Raw genomic sequence first — 18,990 nt, forward strand, 5'->3', positions numbered from 1 at the left:
GAAATCAAACGTTATGTGCAGCGCGTCATCGCCCTTGACGCCCGCAACGCCAGCATTCACGGGGCCTGCAGCCTATCGGTATCGGAGACCTGCACATAACTGAGCACTGTGCATAAGTGCCCAAAGCCGAAATTGACCGAGCTCCAGCAATCAGGCTGGCTGCTGTCACCCAGATTTCGCAACCCAATGGCCGCTTCCGGCGGCAACGGTCATTCGGCGCCTCGCAGCCTGGGTGACCGCTACGCATCCGGGTCCTGACGCTCTGGGAACGTCGTCCCGCAACGCCCGAGGTCAAGGCAGCAAACAGCCCAGCTGCAGTTCTGAAGAGCTTTGAGTCGGCGCTATCTCCGCGGGCATCGCGCTGCACGGGGCGGGGGGCTTCGAGGCGCGGGTTGTGTATCGCAACGTCAGATTCAAGAACGGTGTCTGGCGCGACGTGGGCTGGTGGCAGAAGAGCCTTCGGTCGCTGGATGTGCCATCAGAGCCGGCGTCCTTCGCAAGCGCTTAGGCGCGGCCCTGCGGCCAGAACATGATGACGGCCATGCCGACGAGGCTGATGGCCGCGCCGACCCAGTCGCTCCTGGATGGTTCGATCTTGTCCACCAGCCACAGCCACAGGATGGCAACGCCGATATAGACGCCGCCGTAGGCAGCGTACACACGTCCTGCGGCCGTGGGATGCTGGGCCAGCAGCCACGCAAACAACGCCAAGCTGAGCGCTGCGGGCACCAGCAACCAGGGCGATTTGCCTTGCTTCAACCAAAGGTACGGCAGATAGCAACCGACGATCTCGGCCAGCGCCGTCATCACGAACAAACCGAAGGTCTTGAGGATTTCCATCAGCTCATTGTCCTCAGCCAGCGTTGGCAAGAACTGCTTGCTCCTCAAGTGGCTTGAGGTTCTACCTTGTCGGCCGTGTCATCAAGGAGCCCTCATGAAACCCTGGAAACTTGCTCTCGGCCTGGGCGCCGCCTGTGCCGCGTGCTGCGCGATCCCGCTGCTGGGCATAGCCGGCGGGCTCGCAGCGTTCGGAAGCGCGCTGTGGGCTTGTGCCGACGAATTCTTGCCCGCCGCCGCTGTCCTCGCCGTGATTGCGGTGGGTCTGCTTGGCGTTTGGTGGTGGCGTCGTCGTGAAGCCGCTCGCCGTGCCAAATGCGCGTGCGCCGAGGCTTGCTCGACAGAGGCCCAGCATGCTTGCGGCTGAACCAGCGCCCATCGCCTGCACGCTGGGCCCAACGGAGATGGGGCCCCGGCTGGCCAGGATTCGTCGACTCACGCAAGCTCATCTGCGGGGTCACACGCTGACTGGCTCGACGCTGCACCTGGTTTACGACCCCGCTGCCGTCGACGAGGTGGAGCACATCGTGGAACTGGAAAGAAGCTGTTGCGCCTTCCTGGAGTTCCGATTGACGTCCGGCGCCGACGCCGTTCGCCTGGACATCACAGGCCCCGAGCACGCGGCCAGCGCGCGCTGGCTGTTCTCCCAGTTCCTGCCCGATGCGAAAGCTGAAGTCGCGCCAGCTTCGGGCTGCGGATGCAAACGCTAAGCTGAGCGCATGAACAAGTCGCCAAACCGCTCCATTGGCGTGGTCGCCCAGCAGACCGGCTGCTCGGTGCCGACGATCCGGTACTACGAGGAGATCGGGCTGCTGCCACCTGGGCCGCGCACGGACGCCGGTCGACGGGTCTACGGTGACGCCGCCGTAGGTCGGCTGACCTTCATTCGGCGCTGCCGAGATTTCGGGTTCTCCATCGAACAGGTGCGCGAGCTGGTGAGCTTGGTCGACCAACCTGATCGGCCTTGTTTGGAGGTGCGCGACATCGCGGCGCGGCACCTGGACCAGGTTCGGGAGAAGCTCGCTGAACTGCAGGCGCTCGAAGCCAGCATGACCCAGTTCGTCAACAGCTGCGACACCGCCTGCGCCGGTGGAACGGCAGTCGATTGCGCCATCCTGGAAGACCTCTCGCTGCCACTCGCAGCAACCCGTGCCGCTTGCTGCGCCGGGCAGACTTGAAGCCGTTCAGAACCGCCGAGCGGCGAGGTCCGATATGAAAAAGGCCGGCGATGAAGCCGGCCCGGACTCACGTCAATGAGACCTTACAGGCAGCACAGCAACTGCTGGATGCAGCAGGCGATGTCGCCGCAGCACGCCTGTGCGGCGAAGGCTGCGGCAGAGCCGCCGAGCAGAGCGACCGCAGCGGCGATCTTGATGAACTTGGATTTCATGGATGTCCTTTCGATGGTTGATGTACTTGCGAAGCAGGCATCAACCTAATCGGGAGGGGTCCACGGTTCGCGACGCGGGCCAGCGTCGAAGGACATGGTGGCCGACGGCCAATGGGGCTCGTCCGCCGGCAGCTCCACCTTGGCTTGCGGAACAGGTGCAGGCTGCGGCGCCGCGCACGCTTGGCAGGTGGCGCTTGCGCAATGCACCATGCCCTTGCAGCCCTGAAGGCAGCAATCGCTGTAGCCGGCCGACGCGCTCGCAACCGCTTGCCCGACGAAGGTCAGGCAACCGAAGAGCACCAGGAGGACGGCAAACAGCTTGCGCATGCGTCGATGATATTCCCGGGGTGACTGCGCTGGGGATCAGGGGCTATGGACCGATTTGAGGTGCCCGCGTGCTCTCGGCATGGCCGCAGGTTCCTGCGCAGCCTCAGACAGGCCAGCAAGAATGCCGCACTGGTCAGCGGACCTGGCTGCGCCGCACCGCTGCCGCAGCTCTGTGAGTTCGCGCTGCAGCGAAGTCAGCTCCGCCATGCACCGGGAGACGTGGCCGATGTGCTCGTCAAGCAGCACGTTGACGTCCCCGCAGTTGTCCGCTGGATGGTCCTTGAAGCGCAGCAGCACTCGCACCTCGTCGAGCGACATGTCGAGCCCACGGCAGTAGCGGATGAACTGGAGCCGCTCCACATGTTTCGTCTCGTAGATCCGGAAGTTGCCTTCCGAGCGAGCTGGTGCCGGCAGCAGCCCTTCGCGCTCATAGAACCGGATCGTCTCGATGACGGTCTCCGTGGCGCGGGCAAGCTCACCGATTTTCATGAACCGTCCCTCGGCGTTCCATGTGGACACCGCGCCGACGCGATCACGCGGGCCAGGTCTGGCGGCACGGGCAGCGGCTGGAAAGGACTGATGTCGGCGCCGCCCGTGTTGCCAGTCGGCACCCAACCAAGCGCCGTCTTGGTCGCCGCTCCGATGACGCGAAGCACTTGTCCTCGCAACTCCTTCCAGACGCGGTGCCTCAGCGACCAGGCAAGCATCTGAAGGTGCACGCGGACGTGCTGGACGGTTGATGCCTGGCCGAGCACATGCGCGCGCTCCAGGTGAGTGAAGCTGGCGGCCACGGCGCCCGACGCTTCAAGACGCCGCGATTCGGCGATTTCCGCGTCGACGTGCGGCGCGATATGTCGAGAGAAGTGAGTCACGGCAGGCCCTTCAATCAGCATGGGGCGGCTCGACCTTCGCCTTCAGCAGGCGCAGACCGTTGGCCACAACGAGCAGGCTGGCTCCCATGTCAGCGAAGACAGCCATCCACATGGTTGCGGTGCCGAACACCGCCATCACGAAGAACACCGCCTTCACCCCCAGCGCGAACGAGATGTTTTGCCAAAGCACGGCGTGGGTCTTGCGGGATAGCCGGATGACGGTCGGGATGCGCTGCAGGTCGTCGTTCATGATGACGATGTCGGCGGCTTCCATGGCCGTGTCCGTGCCTGCGGCACCCATGGCGATGCCGATGTCTGCCTTGGCCAAGGCCGGCGCGTCGTTGATGCCGTCACCGGTCATGCCGGTGAGGCCGAAGCGCTTTTGCAATTCCTCGATGGCCTTGAGCTTGTCCTCCGGCAGCAGGTTCCCCCGCGCCTCCTTGATGCCAGCGTGGCTGGCGATGCTCTGCGCCGTGGCTTCGTTGTCGCCGGTCAGCATGATCGGCGTGACGCCCAGGGAGATGAGATCTGCGACGGCGGCTTTCGACGAGGGCTTGATGGTGTCCGCCACCGCAAACAGCGCGATGACGCCTTGCTCGTCCGCCATCAGCGTGACCGTGCGGCCCTGCTGCTCGTGGCGCTTCAGATCGGCTTCCAGCTCGGAGTTGCATTGCCCCCGCTCCTCGATGAGGCGATGGTTGCCGAGCACATAGGTCTTGCCGCCGATGCTGCCTTGCACGCCACGGCCAGCCAGCGCGGAGAACTGGTCGACCGCCTCGTGTTCGAGGTTCAAGCCCTCGGCGATGGCTTTGGACACCGGATGGTCAGATCGACCGGCCAGGCTTGCCGCCAACCGCAGGACTGCTGCGGCGTCGTCGCGCATGGTCTTCTGGTCGACGAGCTTGGGCTTGCCTTCGGTGATGGTGCCGGTCTTGTCCAGCGCCACCGCCTTCAGGTTTCGTGCGTCTTCCAGGTAGGTGCCGCCCTTGATGAGAATGCCGCGCCGGGCGGCCGCCGCCAGCGCGCTGACCACCGTGACGGGCGTGGAGATCACCAGCGCACAAGGGCAGGCGATCACGAGCAGCACGAGTGCCTTGTAGATGCCCTGAAGCCAGGTGACATCCGTCAGCAACGGCAGCAGCACGGCCACGGCAACAGCCAGGGCAAAGACGGCCGGCGTGTAGACCGCCGCGAACCGGTCGACGAAGCGCTGTGTCGGAGCGCGCGATCCCTGCGCCTGCTCGACCGCATGGATGATGCGTGCCAGCGTGGAGTTGGAGGCCGCAGCCGTCACGCGGACCTCCAGCTCGCCGGTCTCGTTGATGGTGCCAGCGAAGACAGGATCGCCGACTGCCTTCTCGACTGGGATGCTCTCGCCGGTGACGGGCGCCTGGTTGATGGCGCTGTCGCCCCGCGTGACCGTGCCGTCCATCGGCACGCGCTCGCCAGGACGGATGCGAACGATGCTGTCGATGGCAACCGACGCGACAGGCACCGTGGCCCAGGCGCCGCCCGGTTGCTGGACCGTTGCTTCTTCAGGCGCGAGGTCCATCAAGCCCTTGATGGCATTGCGCGCCCGGTCGACGGACCGCGCTTCGATCAGCTCGGCGATGGCGTAGAGAGCCATCACCATCGCGGCTTCCGGCCACTGCCCGATCAGGAATGCGCCGGTGACCGCGACCGTCATCAGCGCGTTGATGTTGAGCTTGAGCCGGCGCAGTGCGGCGAAGCCCTTGGTGTAGGTCTCGACGCCCGCGAGCCAGATGGCAACCACGGCCAGCACCATGCCAAGACCTTGGGTCGCCCGCGTGTCCGGGAGCACGATCTCGATGCCTTCGGCTGCGATGGCGACCAACAACGCCAATCCGAGCCGAGCCACGCCTGCGCCAATGCCATGCTCATGGCCGTCCGACGGCGAGGCCGTCGAAGTGGCCGCAGCGGCCTCAACCGGCTCAGGCTTGAAGCCGGCCCGACGAATCGCTTCAAGCGCGGTGGGCAGCACGTCCGCTGGCGCGGAAATCGTCAGCCGTCGCGCACCGAGCTGGAAGCCGAGCGACGCAATGCCGCTGACAGGCTCCAGCGCGCGCCGGATCTCGGCCTCTTCGGCTGAACAGTCCATCGTGGGAATGCGATAGGTCTTGCCGCCGGCAATTGCGGGCGCATCGACGGGCTGGGAAGTGCTGGAGCAGCTTCCGCAGGCGCCGGACGAGCAGCTGGAAGCCGCGGATGAGGTGTCGTCTGTTTTGCTCATGAATGAATTGAAAACCCTGTAGCGGCTCCAGAGTCAAGCAGTTTCTTGATCGGCTTCGGCTGTTGGCGATGCTCCATCAGTCGCGGCCCGCCGCGGCGCCATCCTGGGCGACAGCTTCGGAGGCCTCGACAAGGATCTCCCGGCCACCGTTCGCAGCAATCGCCGCCACGATGAGGCCGAGGATCAGGTCTGGCAAATTCGACTCCCACCACATCACCAAGCCCCCGGACAAGACGATTGCGAGGTTCACGATGGAGTCGTTGCTCGTGAAGATGGCCGACGCCTTGAAGTTCACGTCATCGCCCTGGTGGCGCTTCAGCAGTTTCAGGCAGACCAGATTCAGCGCGGCATTCACGGCGGCCATGACCATCATCGCCGGCCCGAGCGGTGGCTCCCCGCCGAAGAAGCGGCGCAGCACTTCCACGAGCAGCAGCGCCGCAAGGGCGATCAGCAGCCAACCGGACAGCCGGGCTGCCCGCACCTTGATCGCTGCGGCTCGGCCCACGGCGTACAGGCTGACGGCATACACCGATGCGTCGGCCAGGTTGTCCAGCGCTGCGGCGATCAACGCGGTGGAGGACGCCCACACACCCACAGCGACGCCTCCGGCGCACTGGCCCAAGTTGATCAGCAGCACCGTCAGCAGAATGCGGCGGTCGTCGGCCTGATTGGCGTCCATCGTGGATGGGACGCTCTTCTTGCCGCTCTCCTTGCCGCCGTTCATCGTGAGCTCGGTGCGGTTGGCTTCACGGGGTGCCGGCGCCCGCCTTTCCTGTGCGCGCGGCGCTGCTGACGGCGCTCCTCCTGGCGCAGTCGCTTGCGCCTGCGGTGGTGCAAGGTCGCATGGATGGTGAGTGCGATCAGCACGACGGCCAGGATGCCAGCGCCTATCGCCCAGACGGCCACGCCGGAGCCGACCGAGTCCAACATGCGTTCACCGCGGCCGTGCATGTTGGCTCAGCCGAGCAGCGCTGCGGGCAGCTTCACTTGATCGCGAATCGCAGGTTCGCCGGTTTGCGGCCTTGCAGTTCCACCGTGGCGACGATCTTCGTGCCGGGAACCACCTTGAAGCTGCCTGATGCCTGCAGGCGGTCGGCAGCGGGCTTGAGCTCGACGACCGATTGCTCAGTGCCGCTGAGGATCGTCAGCTTGGCGCGGGCGCCCTGCACGCTGACAGGCTTGCCCTTCTCACGGGCATGCAGGGTGATGGCGTCCGGCTTGGCGACGAGCTCGTACTCTGTCGGGCCCGACTCGGCCAGGATGCCGCCGTGCAAAGGCTTGTGGTCGTGACCATGCTCGTCGGCGGAGTAGGCGGGGCCGGCCAATGCGATGAGGACTGCGGCAAGGGGAGCGAAGAGTTTCATGAAGGACTCCTGTTGGGATGGGTAGTTCTGACCTACAGCGCTTCCGCCGTGCGGTCGCTGGCCAGGCGCTCGGCATCGCGCCGGCCGAACAGCCAGAACATGGCGGGCGTCAGGAAGGTGTCGAGCAGCGTCGAGCTGATGAGCCCGGAGAAGATGACGACGGCCACCGGATGCAGGATCTCGGTGCCGGGGCGCTCGGCTTCGAACAGCAGCGGCGCCAGCGCAAAGGCCGTGACCAGTGCCGTCATCAGCACCGGGCTCAGCCGCTCCAGCGAGCCGCGCACGATCATCTTCATGTCGAACTGTTCGCCCTCGAAGCGCATCAGGTTCACGTAGTGGCTCACCTTCAGGATGCCGTTGCGCACCGAGATGCCGGCCAGCGTGATGAAGCCCACCAGCGCCGCCACGGACAGTGGCTGCCCGGCCAGCGCCAGCCCGATGACGGCACCGACGAGTGCCAGCGGGATGTTGGCCATGATGAGCAGGGCCAGCCGCGTGCTCTGGTAGCGCGTGTACAGCACCACGAACATCAGCACGGCGGAGACGATGGACAGCAGCCCGACGAGGCGGGACGCCTCCTCCTGCGCCTGGAACTGGCCGCCCAGCGTCACGAAGTAGCCTTCTGGCAGCTTGGTCGTGCTGACGACGGCGCGGATGTCGGCCACGATGTCCGACAGCGCACGTCCCTGCGCGTTCGCGGACAGCACGATGCGGCGCTTGCCGTCGTCCCGGCTGATCTGGTTCGGGCCGTCGGCATCCTCGATGGTGGCGATGCGAGAAAGAGGGATGCGGCCGCCAGGTGTCTCCACCAGGATCTGGCCGAGGCCTTCGACGGTGCGTGCGGACTCGGGCAAGCGCATCACCAGTGCGAAGCGCCGGCCGTTCTCGACGATCTGCGTGACCTTCTCTCCCTCGACGAGGCTTTGCAGCATGGCCAACACCTGCGGCGCCGGCACGGCGTACTGGGCGGCAGCTGCGTAGTCGATGCGCACCTTGATCTGTGGTGCGAGCACCTGCTTCTCGATCTCCAGGTCCGCGATGCCAGGAATGGTGGCGAGGCGCGAACGCAGTGCGTCGGCTTGGCCACGCAACGTGTCGAGGTCCTCGCCGAAGATCTTGATTGCGATCTGCGAGCGCACGCCCGACAGCATGTGGTCGATGCGGTGCGAGATCGGCTGGCCGATGCCGATGGCCGCCGGCAGGTTCACCAGCCGTGAGCGGATGTCCGCATTGATCTCGTCCATGCTGCGCGTGATCTCGGACGGTGGCTTCAGGCCGACGTCCAGTTCGCTGACATGCACGCCCTCGGCATGCTCGTCCAGCTCGGCACGGCCACTGCGGCGGCCAACGTGCGTGACCTCGGGCACCTGCTTGACGAGCACTTCGGCCTGTTGCGCAAGGGCAGAGCTTTCTGCGAGGGTCACGCCGGGGTTCAGGCGAAGCCCGATCAGCAGCGTTCCTTCGTTGAAAGGTGGCAGGAAAGTCGTTGCGAAGAACGGCACCGCCGCGCCGGCCAGCACCACCGCCACACCTCCAGCCGCCAGCGCTGCGCGCGGCCGGGCCAGCACCGAAGCCAGGCCCGTGTTGTAGTGCTGCTTGAGCCAGGCCAGCAGCTTGGTGTCGCCATGGTCCAGCGACTTCATGCGCGGCAGCAGGTAAAGGCTCAGTACCGGCGTCACGGTGACCGAGACGATCAGGCTCGCCAGCGTCGAGACGATGAAGGCGATGCCCAGCGGCACGAACAGGCGGCCCTCCATGCCCGGCAGCGCGAACAGCGGCACGAACACCAGCACGATGATGATGGTGGCGTACAGGATGGCCGAGCGCACTTCCATGGTGGCCATCGCTACGACCTCCAGCGGGCTGCGGCGCTTGTGCTCGTCGTGCGTACGCTCCTCTTTCAGCCGCCGCATGACGTTCTCGATGCCGACGACGGCGTCATCTACCAGCCCGCCGATGGCGATGGCCAGGCCGCCAAGGGTCATCGTGTTGATCGACAGCCCGAAGTAGCGGAACACCAGCGCCGTGATGAGGATCGACACGGGAATCGCCACCAGCGCGATGACCGTCGTGCGGACGTTGCCGAGGAACAGCAGCAGGATGGCGGCGACGAAGATGGACGCGCCGACCAGCTTGCCCTGCAACGTCGTGATCGACGCCTCGATGAAGCTGGCCTGGCGGAAGGTCACCTGTGGCGTTTGCATGCCGGTCGGCAGCGAGCGCTTCATGTCGCCGAGCGCCGCCTCAATGCTCTCGGTCAGCGCGATGGTGTCTGCCGTCGGCTGTTTCTGAATGCCCAGGATGACCGCCGGCTGGCCGCCGAAGCCCGCGTCGCCGCGCTTGGTGGCCGGCGCGAAGGTCACGTCTGCCACCTGACGCAGCAGCACGGCCTGGCCGTTGCGTGCCGTGATGGCGAGGTTGCGCAGGTCATCGAGCCTGGAGGTGCGACCGAGGTTGCGGATCAGGTACTCGCGGCCGTTGAGTTCCAGGAAGCCGCCCGAGGTATTGGACGAGAAGCCTTTCAGTGCCGCTTCGAGCTGGTCATGCGTGATGCCGAGGTCGGCCATTCGTGCCGTGTTCGGTTGCACCTGGAACTGGCGCACCTCGCCGCCGATGGGGATCACCTGTGCGACGCCGGGGATCGCCATCAGCCGTGGGCGCAGCACCCAGTCCGCATACTCCCGCACCGCCATGGCCGAGACCTTGGTCGTGTCGATCGGGATCGCGATCTGCATGATCTCGCCCATGATCGAGCTGATGGGGCCCATGCGAGGCACGACGCCCTCGGGCAGGCCTTCCTCCATCGACGACAGCCGCTCCGACACCATCTGCCGCGCACGGAAGATCTCGGTGCGCCAGTCGAAGGTCACGTAGACGAAGGACAGGCCGGCGCTGGATGTCGAGCGCACGGACTCCACGCCCGGCAGGCCGTTCATGGTTGTTTCCAGCGGGAAGGTGATGAGTTGCTCCACCTCCTCGGACGCCATGCCGCCCGCCTCGGTCATGATGGTGACCGTGGGCTTGTTCAGGTCGGGGAACACGTCCACCGGCATGCGCGACAGCGTGAACACGCCGTAGCCGACCAGCACCAGGCTGGCGATGATGACGAGCAGCCGGTTGGCCAGGCTGCTGTCGAGTAGCCACTTGAACATGCGTGAACCTCAGCGGACCTGGTTGACCAGGCCGGCGCCTTGCACCGCCACGCGCTCGCCCGCCTTGAGGCCGGACGTGACGATGACGTTCGCACCGTCCAGCGGCTCCGTCTGTACGACCCGCGGCGAGAAGCGCTCAGGCGCTGCCTTGACCCAGACGATGGTCTGGTTGGCGGGGTTTTTCATGAGCGCGGCGGCAGGCACCGGCACGCCGGCGATCTGGCTGCGCGTCTGCGCGATCACCTTGACGGGCTGGCCGACGGCGAACGAGCCCAGCGAGCCCCCGCTGGCGGTGAAGGCAATCGGCAGCGCCTGCTCACGAAGCGCGCGCGCTGCGCCGACGAACTTCAACGTCACCTTGTCCGTGCCGCTGGCGATGAATCCGCCGGCGATGTCATTCGCGACGGCCGCGTCGAACGCCACCGCCTCGACGCGCAGACGCGCCGGGTCGACGATCTCGAAGACCAGTTCGCGCGCATCGATCACTTGTCCGGCGACGGCCTGGGAAGACGCGATGACGCCCGATGCCGGCGCCAGCAGGGCCTCGCGGCTGTTCAAACCAGCGCCGATAGCAGCAGCACGCGCGCTGAGGCTGGCGACCTCGCTCTCCGCGGCCTCGATGTCCTTGCGCGGGACGGTGTCGGCCAGCTCGCGCAGCCGGGCGACCCGCTTCTGCGCAAGATCGCGCGAAGCGCGGAGCTCGGCCAGTTGCGCCGCCTGGCTACCTCGCTCCAAGGTGTCGGAAGCCGGTACCACGTACGCCAGCACTTCGCCCTTGCGCACGGTTTGACCAAGCGCCGGGAATCCTCGCGGGCCGGACTCCAGCCGGCCGGCAACCATGGCCTGAACACGGCCGCCGGCGTTGGGGTCCATGACGATGCGGCCATTGAGTTCAACGGCGCGAGGCAGTTGCTGCTGCGTGACCTCGACCGTGCGCACACCCATCTGGCGCTGCGCGGGCTTGGGGAGGAAGACGCTGCCATCGGGCAGGCGCTGAGGACCGCCAGAGACGGTCGGTGCCGGCCCGTGGTCATGGCCGTCATCAGCAAATACCGGCATCGCAGGGGCCAACAGCAGTGCGCCGGCAATGGTCAAGGCGCAGGCGGGGAAAAAGCGGGCGGCGCGGGTCATGCCGTCTCTCCAAAACGGTTGCCGCGGCGCATGCGCTTGCGCAACGCAGCGAGGCCGCCCAGCACCACGGCGGCGCCAACACCCCAGGCGGCCCAGAACTTCCACGAGCGATCCACATGGGTGTCGGCGTGCTCGTCGGCGTGAATGTCGATCTCGCCCGCCAGCAGGTCTGACTCGTTCCCGGCCGTGATCGTTGCCGTGACCGGCGTGACGCCTGGCTTCGGCTCCTGCGCCAGCGTGGCCGTGAACTCGCCATCGCCCTGGGCCTTGGCTGCCAGCTGTGCACCGCCGATATTCAGCGACAACTGAGCACCCTTGACCGGTGCATTCGTCGGCGCGTGGTCGAGGTAGAGCGTCAACTGCTTGCCGTCGATGACGCCGACCAGCTCGAACGCTTCGGACGTCGCCGTGAAGCGCGGCAAGGCGGCTGCCGCCGGCTCCTTGGCGCCGTCACCGTGGTCGTGGCCGTCGCCAGCTCGTGCCGTGCTGGGCCAGGCGGCCCAGACGGCGAGCGGCAGGATGGTGGCGAGCGCCAGGCGTCGCAGGGGGAGGGTTTGCAACCGTAGGGAGGTCATGGTGTATCACTCGGGCAGCAGGCCCAGCGCCTGCCGCAAACTGGAAATTGCCTGGTCGACGGCGATGCGGGCGCGGGCGTTCTGCCGCTCGGCCTCGAAGGCATCCAGCTCGACGCGAAGCCGCGTCGGCAGGTCCGTCTCGCCAAGACGGAAAGACTTGTCGTAGAACGCGCGCGTGTCCCGGGTGAGGGAGGCACGGCGAGCGGTGGCTTCTTGCGCAGCGCGGGCAGCAGTCAACCGGGCTGATTGCGCGGCGATGTCCGCAGCGATGCGCTGCTGCTCCATGACCAGCAGCTGTTCGGCTTCGATCAGATCAGCCTGCGCCGTGGCCGCACGTATGCCGGACTCGCTGCTCTGGCCCAGCGGCAGGCGCAGGCCGAACGTCACGGTCTGGCCATAGCGCTCGCCCGCTCCGCCTCGCTCGCGGGTGGTCAGCAAGGTCAGTTCGGGATTGGCGCGCCGCTGCACGGCGGCCAGGCCACGCTGCTGCTGCGCGAGGCGCACCCGGTCGGACAGTTCCGCCAGCGCGGGGTGGGTTACCGCCGTTTCGGCGTTGACCGGCACGTCGGGTGAGCGTTCGCCGGGTACCGCATCGCCTGCAGCCGGGAGGGCTCCCCAGCCCTGGAGCGCGGCCTGCGCTTGCGCGACGGCGGCTTGTGCAAGAGACAGCTCGGCTTGCGCGGAGGCGAGCGCAGCATCTGCCTGATGCTGGTCGGCGCGGGACAGGTCGCCCGCCGCAGCACGGCGGCCCACGTCGGCGGCCAATGCCGCTGCGCTGGCACGGCGCGCCTCGGCCAAGCTCGCATCGAGCCGAGCGAGTTGCAGCGTCCACCAGGCTTCGCGCACCTGGCCGGCCACGCGCCATTGCGCGGCGGCCACGCGGCTGTCTACCGTGGCCAGCTCCGCATCGGCCACCGCCCGGCTGCGGCTGCGCTCGCCGGGCAGCCACAGCGGCAGGGCGACGCCGGCCTCGTACTCGCGTGCGCCGGAACTGCGGGTGAGGCGGTCGGTGCGAGCCGAGGCTTCCAGCGACGGAGCGTCGGCCGTCCAGCGCTGCGCGGCAGCTTTGCGAGCCGCAGCAGCGTCACGCCGGGCAAAAGCCGCAGCGCCTTCAGGTTGTTGCGCCCAGGCCCGCTCGAAAGCCTGGCGCAGCGTCATGGGACTGGTGACTGCGGCCGATGAAGAGGCGGCGCCCTGCGCGTGAAGCGACAGTGGCATGCCCAAGAGCGCCAGGGCCAACAAGGCACAGGTGCTGCGGATGGGAAATCTGGGGGTGCTGTGGGAGGTCGGGCGTGAAAAGCGGGGCATACCGGGCGATGAATTCCTGGGCCTTCGGCGACGCCACTCGGGAGGAGGCGCCGCATGCAGGCTCACGTTGAGCGGCACTCTAGGAAGCAGGCCACGACACAGGCCCAACGCCAAGATGACAATTTCGTAATCTGGCCGGCGCGCGCTCGGCGGCCAAAATGACCTGCATGAAGCTCTTGGTCGTGGAAGATGAGGCGAAGCTGGCGGACTACCTCAGGAAGGGCCTGACCGAGGAAGGTTTCGTGGTGGACGTGGCGCGCAACGGCGTGGATGGCCTGCACTTGGCAGCCGAAGGGGATTACGACCTGGTGTTGCTGGACGGGATGCTCCCGGGCATCGACGGGCTGGCGGTGCTGGCCGCGCTGCGCCAGAGCCAGCAAACGCCGGTACTGATGCTGACAGCACGCTCCCAGGTCGAGGACCGAGTCAAAGGGCTGCAGGCCGGCGCCGACGACTACCTCGTCAAACCCTTCGCGTTCTCTGAACTGCTGGCGCGCATCCAGGCCTTGCTGCGCCGGGGCCGCCCCGCGCAGACGCCGACAGAAGCGACCGTCCTCAAGCTCAGCGATCTGGAGCTGGACCTGATCCGACGCAAGGCCGTTCGTGCCGGCAAGCGCCTGGAGTTGACCGCCAAGGAATTCAACCTGCTGAGCCTGCTGCTGCGCCGCGCGGGCGAGGTGCTGTCACGCACGGAGCTGGCCGAGCAAGTCTGGGACATGAACTTCGACAGCGAGACCAACGTCGTCGAGGTGGCCGTGCGACGCCTTCGCACCAAGCTCGACCAGCCGTTTGACCGACCGCTGCTTCACACGGTGCGAGGCATGGGCTACGTGCTGGAAGCGCGCGAAGCGTGACGACCGCGCACACGGCACCCGGGCTGGGTGCGGGACTTTCGCGCAGCTTGGCGCTGCTGACCGGCATCGGGTTGGGGCTAGTCTGCGCCGCCGTCTATGCAGTGCTCGCATTGACGTTGTTGCAGCGCCAGGACGAAACACTCGATCAGAAGCAGGCGGCCATCGCGCAGTTGCTTGGTGAACGAGGCCCGGGTCATAGCGTGGCCGAACTTCAGCATCTGCTCAGCGACGTACTCGCCGGACATGCCGAGCTGTCACTGCGCGTGACAACTGGCGACGGTGAGGTCATGTTCGACAAGGCTTCTGCGCAAGCCTGGCCGGCCAAGCAGCGACGCTTCAACGTGCCGGTGGCCGCGACCGGGCCGGCCACTTCAGTGCTGTTGGCTTTGGATCAGCGAGGCGATGACGCGCTGCTGCAGCGTCTGGCGTGGACGTTGGCATGTACGGCCGTCGGCGGCGCGCTCGCTGTGTCCGCTGGCGCCTACTGGCTGGTCCGCCGAGGGTTGGTACCGTTGCACCGTTTGGTGGACCAGACGAGGTTGGTGACGGCTCACGATCTGGCCAGACGGCTGGACGGCTCCGGCCAGCCGATGGAGCTGCAGCCGCTGATCGAGCAGTTCAACGCGCTGCTGGGTCGACTGGATGGGGCGTACCGGCAGATGGAGGCTTTCAACGCCGATGTGGCACACGAGCTGAACACCCCGCTGTCTACGCTGATCAGCAGTTGCGAGCTGGCACTGCGCCGTTCGCGAAGCGCAGAGGAATTGCGCGATGTGCTGGGTTCCAACCTGGAAGAGCTGCACCGCATGGCCGGGATCATCGGTGACATGCTTTTCCTGTCGCACGCTGATAGCGGGTCCGACGCGCGACGCGAACGCGTGGACAGCCTGGCGCATCTGGCCAGCGAGGTGATCGATTTCCACGAGGCCGCCCTGCATGAAGCAGGGCTGAGGGCGGCGGTCGTCGGCGAGACGGCCGCTCAGGTCGATGCGCGGCTGCTGCGCCGAGCGATCTCCAACTTGCTGGGCAATGCAACGCGATACGGCCTCCCGGGCACGACGGTGACCGTGCGAGTCAACCGGGTGGATGCGTCCAGCGTCGCGGTGTCGGTGGAGAACGACGGCCCGGTCATCGCGCCGGAGCACCTGCCACGCCTATTCGACCGCTTCTACCGCGTCGACGCGGCTCGCGCCGACGCCGACCGCAACCATGGCCTGGGTTTGGCCATCGTGGCGGCCATCGCGCGGATGCACGGGGGCCGCGCAACCGCCGAATCCAGCGGCGACACGACCCGCGTCGGCCTGCTGCTGTGCGACGCCTGACGCCAGATCAGCCGCGCTCGCTCTCGGCGCGAGAAACGTAGACGATCAGGTCCGGAGCGTTGAAGTCTGCGGGGGCGATGGCCTTCAGGTCGACGCGTCCGTGGTTGGGCACCTCGAACTTCCAAGTGAACGACTTGGCGCCGCTTCGGAAGGTCACCACATCGCCGCAGTCGACATTGAGTGCTTTGATCTTCGTGACATCGACCGTCTTGCCTGCGGTGGTCGCCTCGGCAACGGGCTTGCCGAGCCAACCCTTGCTCGCAGCTTCGCGCTTGTTGTCGTGAGCCATTGCGCTCGCCGAACCGAGCCCGAGGACGGCGGCGATCAGGGCGATAGGGGCAACATGGGTTTTCATGGGGAACTCCTCGTTCGCTGTTCCGGTCGCTCTCGACATGAGGCATCCGACAGCTCAGAAGAGACTCTAGAAATCGCGCCGCGTCATCAGCCCAACGGCCAGATTACTTTTGCGTCAGCGGAGAGCTGGCCTTATCCCGGCACGCCCCCCGAGCTGACGCGGCGGGCCTTGGTGTGACAACGGGGATACCTGGCGCTGCGTGCCCGGTATCCCGTGGACAACGCTTGTGCGTTGACCCCCGCGAAGATTGGCGACTCCTTCGACACCGCAACAGCAATAGATTTAGTGCTCAGGATCAGCGGACCGCTTGATTAACAGCATGGATTCACTGCTCAAGTGCACTGGATTCCCACCATTCCAACGCCTCAAGCAGCAGACCTTCCAGCGCAAGTTGACGGCGACAGCCGAGGTCTGCCTGGTCGGACGACCGCAGCGCGCTCAACACCAGTCGTTGAGGCAGCTAACCGGCCGGGTGAGCCGACGGCTGCTTCATGCCAGGCAGCGTGAATTCGGCGGCTGATCGCCCAGGACAGCAACCGCTGCGGCCCCGTCTTTCGCCACCGATGTCGAGCTTCGGCTATGGGCACAAAGCGGCTGCGCGCGCTCCGCCATCGAATGGCAGGACCTGCCCGATAGCTGGTCCGTCGGTCCCCGCGAGCGGCAGCTTCCTGGCGCCCTAACTCAGGGCTTCATTCGACTGGCTGGCCGTCAAGCGCACAGCGCCTTACGACCGCACTGGCGCGCCAAAGCGCCCCGCGCTGAATCTGCCAAGACTACGCCGCACTGGACGAGGCACACGCACGCCACCCACCTCCTCGGAGCCGGCGCCGAGCTGACCACGGTGCGCGACAACCTCCGGCACGCCTGGTTGGTGGCCACGACCTCGATGTACCTGCACACCGACGACGTCCGACGGGCCAAGCAGGTGGCTGATCGGTTTGCGGCTCCGCGTTCGTAGCCTACATTCCCGTCGCCCACACCCACCGGACCACCCATGCCGCCAATCACCTGCGAGGCCTGCCGTCAGCCCACGCCCGCTCACGATGTCGTGAACTACGGGTCGATGGAGGGGGGCTGCCGGCAGCTCTGCGGCCGATGCTTCAACGACGCCGCCGCGAGTCGCCTTGGTCTGCAGGAGTTCGAGCACGTGGCCTTCGAACCTGTGCGTATGGTCGACGGGCGTGGCGCTGAGCACGAGTTCCGGTTTCGAACCCGGCTGTTCGGGCCCGGCGTAGCGATCGACGCGTTCGAGCTGCGCGATAGCAGCCCGGCCGGGTATCAGTTTCAGGTGATCGGCGACCCAGACGACGACCCATTGGAGTTGCTGGGCAAGTTGATTGGCAAGATGCGCCGGGCCTTGGCTCTCACACATCTGGACGACACCGACCACGGGCCGCAAGTGAATGATCGCCTGATCCTCCGTGGCACCGTGGATAGCGATCCCGACGACGATCATCGTATGCCGATGGTCATCATCGATGGTCGCGAGATCTCCTGGGACGAACTCGGCCGCATGGTGTCGACTTTCGAGGGCTGGCAGTTCAAGCTGGAGTTTCGCGACCTGAGCGAAGAGATCTGACCAGGCCGAACAAGGGTGACCCCAACGTGCTGCCCTCTGCCGGGAGCACCAACACGGCGGCTGCCGCGAGCAATCCCACCGCCGCCGAGCCAGCCCACCGCCACGCAAGATTGCGCGCACGTCTGGCATCCCGCTTAGCTCGCTCTCGGGCCTGCGCATAAGTGATCGCGGCTTGCGTCCCTGGGATGGCCTGCCAGATGTCGGTCATCTTCTCGAAAACCTCCCGGTGCACCTCAGATTGTTTCAGCCATGAACGAAACTCATCCTCCATGTCCGTGCATCTGTCGGGTCCGTGCAGACTCGCCATCCACGCAGCAGCCTCGGCGGCAATCTCAGGCGTCACCTTGCCGTGTCCGACAGGGCGCCGCCGGTGATCGTTCGCTCCGGAATCGAAACTGCTCATACGCCCCTAACCTAGCCTCAAAACCCTTTCGATCCAACTACTTTCAGCCTCTTGATCTCGTCCAGGATCAACTGCATCGGCGTTCCGAGCATCTGGCGATCTACCTCCCTCGACCGCGACGCGGTCATCTGTTCGCACAAGGTGGCGCGTGCGCGGTTGAAGTGCCTGGCAACTGAGGCTGCTGGGCAGAGCCCAGCCTGAACCGCGAGGCCGGCCACCAGTGCCCTCGCCTGCGCGCCAACGGCACCTGGCAACGTTGACAGATCCTCACCACTCTCCAAGGCAAGGCGATGGGCGACCCATCGCTCCAACAGTGAGAGAGCGCCATCAATGTCCTGCGGCGACGCGGCTGCCACGAGCGCTGCAGCGGGCCCCTCGACTTCTCGCGCCATGCCAAAGGTCGGACCCGCCGAACCGACCGCCAACGCCAACCCGTGATTGAGCTCCCACTCTCGGAGTTCGGCATCGGACGGCCGCTGCCGGATCAGGCGACCCAGCTCGTTCCTTGCCTCAAATACCGTACCCCCGAACACGCCAAGCAACGGGCGCGACTCGAAGCCGTATGCACGACGCAGTCCCAGCGTCGTCCGCAGGGACGAGCTCACGTGGTTCCTTGGGGCGGTACACAAGCCCATGGCGACAGGCCGCCAGGCCAGCATGCGGACCTCGTACTTGAGCTCAGCATCAGTCCTGATTTCGTGCGTGCGATAGCGTTCTGCGAAGACCGGTCCCCGCTCTCGTTGAAATTCACGCACCCACCGCGCCACGATGGTGGCCACCTCACGGGCCACCGCGCGCGGAGCGTCGCCCGCAGGAATCCGCGCGAGCACGTGAATCTCCCTTGGCATGAGCAGGTAGTACAGCAGCGCACGACCGCGTTGCCGGTGCGCTTGCGTCAGGCGGTCAGTGATCTTCTCCAACAGCTTTGGGCTGGACACCAGATTGCGCCCCATCGCTGCCTGCCAGCAGAGGTGCCAGGTGGTCGCACCCTGGCGGTCCGAAACGGAGTTCTCCATATCTCAATGACGTTTCAGCCGCAAAAAAACTCAGTACGAGAACCAAGCACTGGAATAAATGTTCGGTCCAGCAGCCGAAGCGGCCCTTCCCAGCACGTCCTTCCCTCGGTCACCGAACCTGGCGCGCGCAACTGAGGAGCAGCAGCGGCGCTTCCACTAGTGGGCGCGTGCAGGTTGCGAGTCGACCAACCGGCCAGCCAAATCACCGAACGCATGCGTCGATGCGCATCGGTCGAAACGCGCATCCAGGACGC

At 66.2% G+C, this 18,990-nt stretch carries 22 protein-coding genes and 1 pseudogene; 8 read left to right on the forward strand and 15 right to left on the reverse strand.

Features of this window, described 5'->3' with window-relative positions; translation table 11 throughout:
• Window positions 1–504 precede the first annotated feature (504 nt).
• Entirely contained in the window at window positions 505–840 is a 336-nt protein-coding gene (locus ACG00Y_RS23230) for a YnfA family protein (protein WP_394483046.1), read from the reverse strand.
• 94 nt (window positions 841–934) lie between these two features.
• On the opposite strand from ACG00Y_RS23230, the gene ACG00Y_RS23235 reads away from it, so the two are divergent.
• Genes ACG00Y_RS23235 through ACG00Y_RS23245 form a run of 3 tightly spaced genes read left to right on the forward strand, consistent with a single transcriptional unit; the run spans window position 935 to window position 2,015 of the window.
• On the forward strand, window positions 935–1,204 hold the full coding sequence (locus ACG00Y_RS23235) for a hypothetical protein (RefSeq protein WP_394483048.1): 270 nt from the start codon (window positions 935–937) through the stop codon (window positions 1,202–1,204).
• Window positions 1,191–1,547, forward strand: a complete 357-nt coding sequence (locus tag ACG00Y_RS23240; protein WP_394483049.1) for a hypothetical protein — start codon at window positions 1,191–1,193, stop codon at window positions 1,545–1,547. The genes ACG00Y_RS23235 and ACG00Y_RS23240 overlap by 14 nt, the downstream gene beginning before the upstream one ends.
• 9 nt (window positions 1,548–1,556) lie before the next feature.
• On the forward strand, window positions 1,557–2,015 hold the full coding sequence (locus tag ACG00Y_RS23245) for a MerR family transcriptional regulator (protein ID WP_056261315.1): 459 nt from the start codon (window positions 1,557–1,559) through the stop codon (window positions 2,013–2,015).
• Window positions 2,016–2,098: 83 nt separating this feature from the next.
• Here ACG00Y_RS23245 and ACG00Y_RS23250 read toward each other — a convergent pair whose 3' ends face one another.
• The 11 genes from ACG00Y_RS23250 to ACG00Y_RS23300 form a co-directional block, all read right to left on the reverse strand.
• Entirely contained in the window at window positions 2,099–2,227 is a 129-nt protein-coding gene (locus tag ACG00Y_RS23250; protein ID WP_255354391.1) for a hypothetical protein, read from the reverse strand.
• 45 nt (window positions 2,228–2,272) lie between these two features.
• Window positions 2,273–2,554 (reverse strand): hypothetical protein, encoded by a 282-nt coding sequence (locus ACG00Y_RS23255; RefSeq protein WP_394483051.1) that lies wholly within the window; start codon window positions 2,552–2,554, stop codon window positions 2,273–2,275.
• Between the two features lie 36 nt (window positions 2,555–2,590).
• Window positions 2,591–3,043 (reverse strand): Cd(II)/Pb(II)-responsive transcriptional regulator, encoded by a 453-nt coding sequence (cadR, locus tag ACG00Y_RS23260; protein ID WP_394483053.1) that lies wholly within the window; start codon window positions 3,041–3,043, stop codon window positions 2,591–2,593.
• The gene (locus ACG00Y_RS23265; protein ID WP_394483055.1) at window positions 3,040–3,447 is read right to left on the reverse strand and encodes a DUF3703 domain-containing protein; all 408 of its coding nucleotides are present in this window, start codon (window positions 3,445–3,447) and stop codon (window positions 3,040–3,042) included. Before ACG00Y_RS23265 ends, cadR begins: the two co-directional genes overlap by 4 nt.
• The gene (locus ACG00Y_RS23270; protein ID WP_394483057.1) at window positions 3,437–5,677 is read right to left on the reverse strand and encodes a heavy metal translocating P-type ATPase; all 2,241 of its coding nucleotides are present in this window, start codon (window positions 5,675–5,677) and stop codon (window positions 3,437–3,439) included. Before ACG00Y_RS23270 ends, ACG00Y_RS23265 begins: the two co-directional genes overlap by 11 nt.
• A 76-nt stretch (window positions 5,678–5,753) precedes the next feature.
• Entirely contained in the window at window positions 5,754–6,401 is a 648-nt protein-coding gene (locus ACG00Y_RS23275) for a cation efflux transmembrane domain-containing protein (RefSeq protein ID WP_394483059.1), read from the reverse strand.
• A 259-nt stretch (window positions 6,402–6,660) separates the two neighbouring features.
• Entirely contained in the window at window positions 6,661–7,041 is a 381-nt protein-coding gene (locus ACG00Y_RS23280; protein ID WP_394483061.1) for a hypothetical protein, read from the reverse strand.
• A gap of 32 nt (window positions 7,042–7,073) precedes the next feature.
• The gene (locus ACG00Y_RS23285; protein WP_394483063.1) at window positions 7,074–10,193 is read right to left on the reverse strand and encodes an efflux RND transporter permease subunit; all 3,120 of its coding nucleotides are present in this window, start codon (window positions 10,191–10,193) and stop codon (window positions 7,074–7,076) included.
• Window positions 10,194–10,202: 9 nt separating this feature from the next.
• A complete protein-coding gene (locus tag ACG00Y_RS23290; protein ID WP_394483065.1) occupies window positions 10,203–11,324 on the reverse strand; it encodes an efflux RND transporter periplasmic adaptor subunit in 1,122 nt (373 codons plus the stop codon).
• Window positions 11,321–11,884: a hypothetical protein gene (locus ACG00Y_RS23295; protein WP_394483067.1), complete on the reverse strand. Its 564-nt coding sequence runs from the start codon at window positions 11,882–11,884 to the stop codon at window positions 11,321–11,323. The genes ACG00Y_RS23290 and ACG00Y_RS23295 overlap by 4 nt, the downstream gene beginning before the upstream one ends.
• A 21-nt stretch (window positions 11,885–11,905) precedes the next feature.
• Complete coding sequence (locus ACG00Y_RS23300; protein WP_394483069.1) at window positions 11,906–13,117, reverse strand: TolC family protein; 1,212 nt, start codon at window positions 13,115–13,117, stop codon at window positions 11,906–11,908.
• A gap of 257 nt (window positions 13,118–13,374) precedes the next feature.
• Here ACG00Y_RS23300 and ACG00Y_RS23305 point away from each other — a divergent pair, with 257 nt between their 5' ends.
• Window positions 13,375–14,061 (forward strand): heavy metal response regulator transcription factor, encoded by a 687-nt coding sequence (locus tag ACG00Y_RS23305; RefSeq protein ID WP_394483071.1) that lies wholly within the window; start codon window positions 13,375–13,377, stop codon window positions 14,059–14,061.
• A 47-nt stretch (window positions 14,062–14,108) separates the two neighbouring features.
• Entirely contained in the window at window positions 14,109–15,383 is a 1,275-nt protein-coding gene (locus ACG00Y_RS23310; RefSeq protein ID WP_394483073.1) for a heavy metal sensor histidine kinase, read from the forward strand.
• Between the two features lie 7 nt (window positions 15,384–15,390).
• On the opposite strand, the gene ACG00Y_RS23315 is transcribed toward ACG00Y_RS23310, so the two are convergent.
• Window positions 15,391–15,738, reverse strand: a complete 348-nt coding sequence (locus ACG00Y_RS23315) for a CzcE family metal-binding protein (protein WP_394483075.1) — start codon at window positions 15,736–15,738, stop codon at window positions 15,391–15,393.
• A 319-nt stretch (window positions 15,739–16,057) separates the two neighbouring features.
• Between ACG00Y_RS23315 and ACG00Y_RS23320 the strand changes: the two genes are divergently transcribed.
• From ACG00Y_RS23320 to ACG00Y_RS23330, 3 genes and pseudogenes are all read left to right on the forward strand, one after another.
• Window positions 16,058–16,258 carry a hypothetical protein gene (locus ACG00Y_RS23320; protein ID WP_394483077.1) on the forward strand — a complete coding sequence of 67 codons (201 nt, stop codon included), beginning with the start codon at window positions 16,058–16,060 and terminating at the stop codon, window positions 16,256–16,258.
• Window positions 16,259–16,435: 177 nt separating this feature from the next.
• Window positions 16,436–16,696 (forward strand): annotated as a pseudogene (locus tag ACG00Y_RS23325) (tyrosine-type recombinase/integrase); the annotation flags it as partial.
• A gap of 36 nt (window positions 16,697–16,732) precedes the next feature.
• Window positions 16,733–17,317, forward strand: coding sequence for a DUF7686 domain-containing protein (locus tag ACG00Y_RS23330; protein ID WP_394483079.1), 585 nt, complete (start codon window positions 16,733–16,735; stop codon window positions 17,315–17,317).
• Here ACG00Y_RS23330 and ACG00Y_RS23335 read toward each other — a convergent pair.
• Both ACG00Y_RS23335 and ACG00Y_RS23340 read right to left on the reverse strand, forming a co-directional pair.
• The gene (locus tag ACG00Y_RS23335) at window positions 17,280–17,720 is read right to left on the reverse strand and encodes a DUF4880 domain-containing protein (RefSeq protein WP_394483081.1); all 441 of its coding nucleotides are present in this window, start codon (window positions 17,718–17,720) and stop codon (window positions 17,280–17,282) included. The two genes, ACG00Y_RS23330 and ACG00Y_RS23335, sit on opposite strands and share 38 nt — an antisense overlap.
• A gap of 17 nt (window positions 17,721–17,737) precedes the next feature.
• Window positions 17,738–18,736 (reverse strand): hypothetical protein, encoded by a 999-nt coding sequence (locus ACG00Y_RS23340; protein ID WP_394483083.1) that lies wholly within the window; start codon window positions 18,734–18,736, stop codon window positions 17,738–17,740.
• Window positions 18,737–18,990: the final 254 nt, after the last annotated feature.

Source organism: Pelomonas parva, assembly GCF_043555835.1.
GTDB classification, from domain to species: domain Bacteria; phylum Pseudomonadota; class Gammaproteobacteria; order Burkholderiales; family Burkholderiaceae_C; genus Pelomonas; species Pelomonas parva.